Below are 9,787 nucleotides of genomic sequence, written 5' to 3'. Positions count from 1 at the left end.
GGAGGGGTTCCGAACGCGCCGCCCCCGCCGCCCGCGCACCCAATGGGCGCCAAGGCGGAAGTGCAGCCCTACCGCGATGTAGGCTCGGGTGGTCTTCCCAGGGAACCACCCGAGCCGTCAGCGCCCGTGCCGCGCGCCGATGTCCTCAGGTATATCCGGAGGGTCTGACACGCCTGGGCCGCGAGGGGTTCCCTTGCCGCCGCTGAGGCGCCCTGGCTTGATTCCAGGGGCGGGCGGGGTGTGATGCGCACCTCCTGCGACAGTGAGGACTCGGGACGATGGCGATTCGATGCGTGGTGCTGGATTTCGACGGGACCTTCACGGACGTGGCGGCGGAAGGAGCGCCCTTCGTCCAGCACTTCCGTCGGGGCCTGTCCGAGGTGCTCGGCCGCGACGTGGGGGGGGCGGGCTGGGACGAGGTGGAGGCGGACGTGGTGGCGAGCGCCGGATCCCAGGAGCACGGCTGGGAGGTGGGAGGCCGCGTCGTGGCGCCGGCGCTGGCGGACCCGTTCCTGCTGTCCAACTTCGTGGCGCGGCGGCTGTGTGACCGGCTCGGGGTGCTGACGGACAAGCCCGAGCGGGCGAAGCTGCTGGACGGGCTCTACCGCGAGGCGTACGCGCAGGTGGCCATGGCCTTCAAGCCCGAGGCGAAGGAGGTGCTGGAGGCGCTGCTGGACACGGGGCTGCCGGTGCACGTCGTCACCAACGCGCACACGGACACGGTGGAGGCCAAGCTGACGAAGCTGGCCCCACGTGGCCGCGAGCGCCTGCGTGTGTCCGGGGATGCGCGCAAGTTCCTCATCGAGCCGCCGGCGGCGCCCGACGCCCTCTTCGAGGCCCTGCCCGAGACGACGCGGGTGGAGGGTGCGCTGATGCGTCCCATCTTCCTGCGGCGCGGCCGCTACTACGAGGCGCTGCGCCGCATCTGGAAGGAGACGGACACCTCGCCGGAGACGACACTGGTGGCCGGGGACATCTTCGAGCTGGACCTGGCGATGCCGGCGGCGCTCGGGGCGAGCGTGCAGTTCGTGGCCCGCGCCAACACGCTGGAGTACGAGCGCCGGGCCATCGCCGCGCTGGGCGCTCGGGGCGGCATGGACCGGAGTCTGCGCGCCATCCTCCCGCGCCTGCGCGGCTGAGGGTAGGCTGGGGGGGGGTCGTACTCCACGGGGACGCAGGGGGAGCCGATGAGTTGGATGCGAGGAGGGACGCTGGCCCTGGTGCTGGCGCTGGCGCCGGGGTGCAAGACGCCGGGCAGCTACCGGGAGCCCGTGGCGCGCTTTCAGACGGGCACCGCCCAGGCCAGCACGGCGCTGGGCGACTACTACGCGCAGCTGAACCGCTACGAGCGGGACGTCTACCTCGACGAGCGCCTGTATGACCCGGGGCTGGAGGTGCTCGCCACGGAGGCGGGAGGCCAGCCCACGCCGCTGCTGGGCAAGGTCTTCACTCCCGAGTCCATCCAGGCGCGCCGGGACGCCATCGCGCTGCTGGGCCTCTACGCCGAGCGCCTCGTCACCCTGGCCGGCTCCGAGACTCCGGGCAAGCTGCCCGAGGCCACGCAGGCCCTGGGCAAGCAACTGGGCGCGCTCGGGGGGCAGCTGGAGACGCTGTCGAGCAAGGGGGACGGCTCGGCGAGCCGGTACGTGGAGCCGGTGACGACGCTGGTGGGCGTGGTGGGCTCGCTCTACCTGGAGAACAAGCAGGCCCAGGCGCTCCAGACGGGCATCGAGCGGGGCGCGCCCCAGGTGAACGCCATCATCGACCTGCTGGAGGCGGACCTGGTGGAGGTGTTCGGGCCCCAGCGGCTCACGGGCGCCAAACAGGCGCTGGCCTCGCGGGTGGTCTTCTACAACCTGAACAAGCACAAGCTCTCGCTGGCCGAGCGCCGCGAGGTGCTGGAGGACATCCGCCGCGCCTCCGAGGGCTACGAGGCCCTGGTGGTGTCCAACCCGGTGGAGCTCGCCCGCGCCCTGCGCGACGCGCACGAGGCCCTGCTGCGCTTCGCCCGCGCCGGGCGCGAGCTGGAGTCCTTCGAGGAACTGTCCGCGGCCATGCAGGCCTTCCAGGGCCGCGTCCAGGTGGCCGCCGCCGCCGTGCAGCGCATCCACGAGCCGTCCAAGGGGGAGTGAGCCATGGTCTTCGACACCCAGACGTTGACCCGCATCATCGAGCGCAGTTTCGACCTGGCGATGAGTGGCGGCCTGTCACCGGAGACCCGCGCCGAGTACCTCGCCCACGGCAAGAAGCTGCGCGAGCAGCTCATGCAGCTGCTCGGCGCGCGCTTCGATGTGAAGTCCACCGAGTTCAAGCAGGCCAACGACGCCATGCATGAGACCCACCACGCCCTCTCCGAGGCCGCCGAGGACCTGGAGAAGGTGGCGCGGGTGGTGGGCCGGTTGGGCGAGCTGGCCGGCTACCTCGACAAGGCGCTCAAGATCGCCGGGCGGGTCATCTCGTAGAGGAGAGAAGGAGTTCCCAGTCTCCATTGATGGAGAGCATCGGTTTGCGTTCCACATCCCGCGGCTGGATGATGGGGAACGTCACGCCGAGGCTGATGCCGCTGCCCGCGCTGAAGGGCACCGTGATGCCGACCCGCAGGTCCATGTACCGGGTGTCACCCGCGCCAGTATCGACCCCGCCGGCTCGGCCCTCGAGACCCACACTGCCCTTGGTGACCCGAGCGTCCGTCTCGGAGCCGAACTCCATGCCGAGTCCCCAATCGAGGGCATAGTTCGTCATCCGGGTGTCACGCAGGTACGTGTACGCGAACCCCAGACGGCCTCGGAGCTGGGCGTAGCGAGGGCCCTCGTTGAGGCGTTGGCCCGCCGAGACAGCGCCGAGCAGCCGCGTGCCGCGTTGCTCCGCCAGCCCGGTGAAGCGCGGATCGCCAAAGTCACCGCGGAGGTCCAGTCCGAGGTAGCGCCGGTCCGCTTCCCGCCGTGCCTTGGCGCTGGCCTCGCGGAACTTCTGCTCGGCCGGCAACAGCCCCTCGAGGTCGAAGTCCGTCCCACAGTGGTTCTGGATGTTGAAGTTGTCTTCGCTCTCGAGGGCGGTGATGCACAGGGCCGTGCGTGGTGCGCCCGTGATGACGGCCTCGAGCCTGTCGGCGAAGTCCGCGGCGACGATCGCCAGCTCCTTGTAGCTCTGCTTCAGGCTCGCCATCGCCAGCGCGCCGTTGGCGAAGCCGGACGCATTGAAGCGCACGCGGACCCCGAAATAATCCAGCTTCTCGAGGGAGCCATTGGTGCTGGCGGGCACGACGAGCACCGCGTCGGCCGTCCGGCTCGCCCAGGAAGTCTTTTCCGCGTCGTCCGTGTAGAGCAGGCCCAGGGGATTGAGCTCGATCTCGGCCAGGACCTTGGCCCCCGTCTCCGTGCTCACCACCGAGCCCGTGGCCCCCGCGAGAGGCGTGGGAACGGCTGGCGGAACGGCCCCCGCCTGGCCCACGGTTCCATGCACACCGCCCAGCACCGGGTGCGCTTGAACATCCGCGGGGGTGATGGCCCGCTTGGCCTTCCTGGCCACCCGCTCCGCGATATCCCCGTAGATGACCGTGGCCAGCATTCCACAGGGATCCGAGGGGGGACTCGCCGCGTCGGCTTGCTGCAGGGCGACGAGCCGGTCCGTGCAGGCCCTGTTGCGGTCCGCTTCCGGAGCGGGCTGCGCGGAAGCAGCCGTGGAGAGCAGCAGGGTGAGGGCGATGAGGCGGTTCATGAGGCTCATGCCTCCACCCAGAAGACCCAGACGGCGTCGTCCTTGAGGACCTCGGTCCAGCTCTGGTCTCCATGGGAGACCTGGAGGGTACCGGTGCCGCCGGGTGGGAGATCGACGTCCACCCGGAAGCGCTTGGCGCCCGTCATGACCTTGCCATTGAAGAGCTCGTCCGTCTGCCCCGGCAGAACGCGCTCGATGACGGGCTCCGGGACGCTTCCTCCCGCCCTGGCATCGAAGAAGCACCCGAACGAGGTGGCGCCTTGATTCTGCAGATGAGACTGGAAGACCACCCGGAGCTGCTGCCCTGTCTTCAACGTGCCTTTGAACGCCATTGTCCCTCCCGGACGCTTCTTTTCCCGATACGTGGCAATTCAACTCTCCGTCAAGGAGATGTGACGGCAGTGCCGTGTAGTGGCTGAAAACACGAAGCCCCGCGTCCCTCAGGGGGAGCGCGGGGCTCGGGTCCTGCTTCAGCTTTGGGTGCTGACTAGACCTTGGCGCCAGCCGTCGGCTGGAACATCTCGTTGAACTCGGCCAGGGCCTTGTTCAGCGCCGTCTTGATCTCGGCCGTCAGCTCGCGCTTGGTCGAGATGTCCTTGGCCAGCTGCGGGTAGCGGCCATCGGCGAACTCGATGAACTCGCGCATCCAGCGCACCACGTCGGACACCGGCACCTGGCGGATCCACCCGCGCTTGCCCGCGTCGTCACGGTTGGTGGCCGCGTACAGCTGCATGACCTGCTTCTCGACGGACATGGGCTCGTACTGGCCCTGCTTGAGCACCTCCACGAGGCGGGCGCCGCGCGCCAGCGTCTCCTGGGTCGCCTTGTCGAGGTCCGAGCCGAACTGCGCGAAGGCCGCCAGCTCGCGGTACTGCGCCAGGTCCAGCTTCATCGTGCCGGCCACCTGCTTCATGGCCTTGATCTGCGCCGCCGAGCCCACGCGGGACACGGAGAGACCCACGTTGATGGCCGGACGCACGCCCGAGAAGAACAGGTCCGTCTCGAGGAAGATCTGCCCGTCGGTGATGGAGATGACGTTCGTCGGGATGTAGGCCGACACGTCACCGGCCTGCGTCTCGATGATGGGCAGCGCGGTGAGGGAGCCAGCGCCCTCCTCGTCGGACAGCTTGGCGGCGCGCTCGAGCAGGCGGCTGTGGATGAAGAACACGTCGCCCGGGTAGGCCTCGCGTCCCGGCGGCCGGCGCAGCAGCAGCGACAGCTGGCGGTACGCCACGGCCTGCTTGGACAGGTCGTCGTACACGATGAGCGCGTGCATCTTGTTGTCGCGGAAGTACTCGCCGATGGCCACGCCGGCGTAGGGGGCGAAGAACTGCATCGGCGCGGGGTCCGAGGCGTTCGCCGTCACCACCACCGTGTACTCCATGGCTCCCTGGCGGGCGAGTTTCTCCACCACCTGGGCCACCGTGGACTGCTTCTGGCCGATCGCCACGTACACGCAGAAGACGTTCAGGCCCTTCTGGTTGATGATGGCGTCGATGGCGACGGCGGTCTTGCCCGTCTGGCGGTCACCGATGATGAGCTCGCGCTGACCACGGCCGATCGGAACCAGGGCGTCCAGGGCCTTGATGCCCGTCTGCAGGGGCTCGTGCACGCTCTTGCGCTTCACGATGCCGGGGGCCTTCACCTCCAGCTTGCGCACCTCGGTGGACTGGATGGGGCCCTTGCCGTCCACGGGCTCGCCCAGCGCGTTCACCACGCGGCCCAGCAGGCCCTTGCCCACGGGCACCGAGGCGATGGTGCCGGTGCGCTTGACCACGTCACCTTCGCGGATGTCCTTGAAGTCACCCATGATGGCGACGCCGACGTTGTCCTCCTCGAGGTTGAGCACCAGGCCCTTGACCCCGTTGGTGAACTCCACCAGCTCGCCGGCCAGGACGCCCTCGAGGCCGTAGACACGGGCGATACCGTCGCCCACGGAGAGCACGGTGCCGGTCTCGGCGACGGTGACCTTCTTGCCGTAGTCCTTGATCTGCTCCCGGATGATTCTGCTGATCTCGTCGGCGCGGATGTCCATCTTGCGTCCTTGCACTGGGGCGGCTGGTGGGGATGCCGCCAGAGAAACCTGAATAGAACCGGCGCCCCCTTAGCACGGGGACCCCCCTACCGCAACGCGCAAGGGTGTCCCGGGGCACACGGGGTCATCGGCCCTGTAAGCGGCACTGCGGGGGAAGGGCTCTTCCCTCTAGCTGCCCGGGGCATGCCGGGGCAGCCACACGATGAAGCGCGTCCCCAACCCGACGCCGGACTCCACCGAGATGCGGCCCCCATGGGCCACGACGATCTGCCGGGCGATATATAGGCCCAGCCCCAGCCCGTCGCCACTGGCGCGCTTGCCCCGCTTGAAGGGCTCGAACAAGGTCGCTCGCTCCTCCAGCGGAACGGGCGGGCCTTCGTTGCGAACCGAGAGGGTGAGGCCCTCCACCGTCCCGGAGAGCTTTACCTCCACGGGGGTGTCCTCGGGGCTGTGTTGCAGCGCGTTGCCCACGAGGTTGTCCAACAACTGGCCCAGGCGCGACTCATCCCACGTGCCCCGGACGTCCCCCTCCACGCTGGAGGCGATCAACCGGGTGGGGTGCGACACCTGGAACTCCTCCACGGCGCGCTCCAACAACTTGTCCAGGGAGAGCGGGGTGGGGCGCACGGGGATGCCGCCGGCCAGCCGCGCGCGGGTGTAGTCCAGCAGCTCGTGGATCATCCGCTCCATGCGCCGGGTGGCGGCGGCCACGTGGGCGACCTGACGGGACTGCGTGTCGTTGAGCCCGCCGGCGCGCTGGAGCGCCCCGGTGCTCAGTTGGATGGCGTAGAGGGGGGAGCGCAGGTCGTGCCCCACCACCCCGAGGAGCTGCTCGCGGAAGTTGTCGGCGCGGGCGGCGGCCTCCTCGGCGGCCTTGCGGGCGCCGATGTCCCACACGGCCGTCATCCGCACGGTGCGGCCGGCGTAGTCCACCTGCCGCCCCAGCACCTCCAGGAAGAGCCGCTTGCCGTCGGAGCGCAGGCCCGTCACCTCGTAGGGGGCCTCCACCTGCCGCGACAACGCCCGCTGCACGGCGTCGCGGGACTCGGGGGCGACCCAGCGCGTGATGGGCTGGCCCACCATCTCGTCGGGATTGACGGCGAAGAGGCTCGCCAGCGAGGGGCTCGCCTCGAGGACGGTACCCCCTTCATGGATGAAGAAGCCGTCGCACGAGACGGCGACGAGGCCGCGCAGCCGCTCCTCGCTCTCGCGCAGGGCCTGCTCCTGCTCCACGCGCGCCGTCTCGTCCTCCATCGTGAGGCTCACGCCCGTGCGCAGACCGCCGGAGGTGGCCGGGAAGACGGACACCCGCAGGTGGCGCACCCCACCGCCGGAGTGGCCCAGCACGCCGGACACGCGCTCGGCCGACACCGGCTCCCCTTTGAGGGCCCGGTTGAGCAGCGGCGTCAGGGCCTGACCCAGTCCCGGCCATACCTCGGCCGCCGTGCGCCCCTCGTACAGGGCCCCGGGGATGCCACTCAGGGTGATGAGCGGGGTGCTGACGAAGCGGAAGCGCAGCTCCCGGTCCAGGAAGGCCAACCCCAGTCCCGACGCCTGCAGCAGCGCCGCCAGACACGGCACGGCCTCCTCGGACAATGAAGGGGCCATGGGGGTGACGTGGGTGAGATGGAGGACGGGCTGCGCCATGAGTGGATTCACGGGCCTGGGGACCCGTGCACCCACCATAACCTTTCCCGGACCCGCTGGGAATACCGGGCTTGCCGGGAAGTGCGGAGGACCGGACAACCCGGGACCCGCCAGGATGCAGGGCGGGCGAGCGGGCGGGTCCTCCGGAGCGGCGGCTCAGCGCTGCTTGAGTTCGCGACGCAGCTGCTCGAGCTGGGTGCGCAGGGTGCCGTCGTAGAGGATGCTGCCCACCTGGGCGGCGACGCCTCCGAGCACGCTGGGGTCCACCTTGGCCTCGAGCACCACGTTGCGCTGGGTGAGGGTCTTGAGGTTGCCGGTGAGGCTCTGGAGGGTGTCGGCCGAGAGGGGGACGGCGCTCGTCACCTGGCCGCGCACGCGCCCGGCATGGGCATCCGCCATGTCGCGGTAGAGGCGGGCGATGTCCGGCAGGTAGGCCAGCCGGTTGCGGTCCACCAGCAGCCGCATGCTGTTGGCCAGCACGGGCTCCACGGGGCCCACGGCCTTGAGGATGGCCTCCACCACGCTGGCACGCTGCTCGCGGGAGTAGGCGGGGTTGAAGAGAACGTCCGCCAGCTCGCGATTCTGCGCGAGCGCACCGGAGAAGGAGGAGAGCTGCTCGGACACGGCGTCGGCGCGGCCAACCTCAGTGGCGACGTCGAGGAGCGCGCGGGCGTAACGGCGGGCGATAGACACGTTCACCATGGCGCGGCGGCCCTTAGCACGCCCCCCGGCCGGGGGCAACGCCGCTCCCGGGCGTTGGACGGGGTCTCCAATAAGTTCCCCTGTGCGAGGGGCCTCCAGACTCGCGCTTCTCCGGCGTATCATGGAAGTCGCACACCATGCGCGAACCCGTCATCGGCATCGACCTGGGCACCACCAACAGCGCCGTGGCCTCCGTGGAAGAGGGCCGACCGCGCATCATCCCCTCGCGTGCCGGAGGGCGGCTGACGCCGTCCGTGGTGGGGCTCACCCCCAAGGCGGGCGAGCGCGTGGTGGGCACCAAGGCCCAGACGCTGGCCGAGGAGCACCCCGAGTGCGTGGTGTGGGCCACCAAGCGATTCATCGGGCGGCGCTTCACCCCGGAGCTGGTGCAGGCGGCGAAGGCGGTGGTGCCCTACCAGCTGGCGGGCGGCAACACCGGGGACGTGCGCGTGAAGATGGCCGGGCGCACCGTGCCCGTCACGCAGGTGTCGGCGATGATTCTCGGCGAGCTGAAGCTGGACGCCGAGGCGTACTTCGGGCGGGCGGTGAACAAGTGCGTCATCACCGTCCCGGCCAACTTCGATGACGGCCAGCGCCAGGCCACGCGCGAGGCTGCCTCCATCGCCGGGCTGGAGGTGCTGCGGCTCATCAACGAGCCCACCGCCGCGGCGCTCGCCTACGGGTTGTCGAAAGGCTTCCAGGGACACGCGCTCGTGTTCGACCTGGGCGGTGGCACCTTCGATGTGACCGTCCTGGAGATCACGGACGGCGTCTATGAGGTGAAGGCGACGGGTGGAGACCCGGCGCTGGGCGGTGAGGACTTCGACCTGAAGGTGGTGGAGTGGCTGCTGGCGCAGGTGGATGACAACCACCGCGAGCTGGTGCACCGCGACCCGGTGTCCATGCACAAGCTGAAGGTGGCGGCGGAGCAGGCCAAGCGCGAGCTGACGGAGTACCCGGACACGCTCATCTCCCTGACGGGCCTGGGGGACCACACCCAGCCGGCACGCAAGCTGACGGGCCTGGAGACGGCGCTCACCCGCGAGTTCTTCGAGCAGCTGTGCGAGCCGCTGTCCAGGCGCTGCATCGACGTCTGCGCGACGGTGATGAAGGAAGCGCGGATGGAGCCGAGCTCGGTGGGGGCGGTGCTGCTGGTGGGGGGCATGACGCGCGTGCCGCTGATCCGCCAGCTGGTGACGGACTTCTTCACCAAGGTGCCCTCCACGGAGGTGAACCCGGACGAGGCGGTGGCGCTGGGGGCGGCCATCCACGCGGACGAGCTGGCGCGCCAGTCGGGCGCGGCGCTGCTGCTGGACGTGGTGGGCAACTCGCTGGGGGTGGGGGTGCTGGGCGGGAGGGTGAAGCGGCTCATCGCCAAGAACAGCTCGGTGCCGGTGAGTGCCAAGGACGTCTTCTACCCGGGCCGCCATGGACAGACGGAGGCGCGCATCTCCATCTACCAGGGGGAGAGCGACCTGACGGACGAGAACCAGAAGCTGGGCGAGGTGGTGCTGCGCAACCTCCAGGGGGCCTCGCGCTCGGACACGCCGCTGGAGGTGACGTTCGAGCTGTCCATCGAGGGCACGCTGTCGGTGCGGGCCACGGTCCTGAAGACAGGACTGGCCGAGTCGGTGAAGCTGGAGGCGCGGCCGAACCTGCCGGGCCAGGAGGCCGAGCGGCTCGTGA

Annotated in this window: 9 protein-coding genes; 4 read left to right on the top strand and 5 right to left on the bottom strand. The window is 69.9% G+C overall.

Annotated features, from left to right (window positions below; translation table 11 throughout):
* Window positions 1-278: 278 nt before the first annotated feature.
* The 3 genes from VF794_RS18075 to VF794_RS18065 are packed head-to-tail and all read left to right on the top strand — an operon-like array spanning window position 279 to window position 2,462.
* Complete coding sequence (locus VF794_RS18075; RefSeq protein ID WP_331112063.1) at window positions 279-1,139, top strand: HAD family hydrolase; 861 nt, start codon at window positions 279-281, stop codon at window positions 1,137-1,139.
* 48 nt (window positions 1,140-1,187) lie between these two features.
* Window positions 1,188-2,132 (top strand): hypothetical protein, encoded by a 945-nt coding sequence (locus VF794_RS18070; protein WP_331112062.1) that lies wholly within the window; start codon window positions 1,188-1,190, stop codon window positions 2,130-2,132.
* A gap of 3 nt (window positions 2,133-2,135) precedes the next feature.
* Window positions 2,136-2,462, top strand: a complete 327-nt coding sequence (locus VF794_RS18065; RefSeq protein ID WP_331112060.1) for a hypothetical protein — start codon at window positions 2,136-2,138, stop codon at window positions 2,460-2,462.
* On the opposite strand, the gene VF794_RS18060 is transcribed toward VF794_RS18065, so the two are convergent.
* The 5 genes from VF794_RS18060 to atpH all read right to left on the bottom strand — a co-directional run bounded on the left by VF794_RS18060 (window position 2,452) and on the right by atpH (window position 8,101).
* Complete coding sequence (locus VF794_RS18060; RefSeq protein ID WP_331112058.1) at window positions 2,452-3,726, bottom strand: hypothetical protein; 1,275 nt, start codon at window positions 3,724-3,726, stop codon at window positions 2,452-2,454. The two genes, VF794_RS18065 and VF794_RS18060, sit on opposite strands and share 11 nt — an antisense overlap.
* A complete protein-coding gene (locus VF794_RS18055) occupies window positions 3,723-4,049 on the bottom strand; it encodes a hypothetical protein (RefSeq protein ID WP_331112056.1) in 327 nt (108 codons plus the stop codon). Before VF794_RS18055 ends, VF794_RS18060 begins: the two co-directional genes overlap by 4 nt.
* A gap of 155 nt (window positions 4,050-4,204) precedes the next feature.
* Window positions 4,205-5,752 carry a F0F1 ATP synthase subunit alpha gene (gene atpA / locus VF794_RS18050; RefSeq protein WP_331112054.1) on the bottom strand — a complete coding sequence of 516 codons (1,548 nt, stop codon included), beginning with the start codon at window positions 5,750-5,752 and terminating at the stop codon, window positions 4,205-4,207.
* Window positions 5,753-5,920: 168 nt separating this feature from the next.
* Complete coding sequence (locus VF794_RS18045) at window positions 5,921-7,399, bottom strand: PAS domain-containing sensor histidine kinase (protein ID WP_331112052.1); 1,479 nt, start codon at window positions 7,397-7,399, stop codon at window positions 5,921-5,923.
* A 156-nt stretch (window positions 7,400-7,555) separates the two neighbouring features.
* Window positions 7,556-8,101: an ATP synthase F1 subunit delta gene (gene atpH, locus VF794_RS18040; RefSeq protein ID WP_331112050.1), complete on the bottom strand. Its 546-nt coding sequence runs from the start codon at window positions 8,099-8,101 to the stop codon at window positions 7,556-7,558.
* Between the two features lie 137 nt (window positions 8,102-8,238).
* Between atpH and VF794_RS18035 the strand changes: the two genes are divergently transcribed.
* On the top strand, window positions 8,239-9,787 hold a 1,549-nt coding region (locus VF794_RS18035), incomplete at its 3' end, for an Hsp70 family protein (RefSeq protein ID WP_331112048.1).

Origin of the sequence: Archangium sp. (genome assembly GCF_036389735.1) — a bacterium.
Lineage (GTDB): Bacteria > Myxococcota > Myxococcia > Myxococcales > Myxococcaceae > Archangium.
Note: the sequence above shows the minus strand (reverse complement) of the source record. Positions and strands in the feature narration are given on the sequence as shown.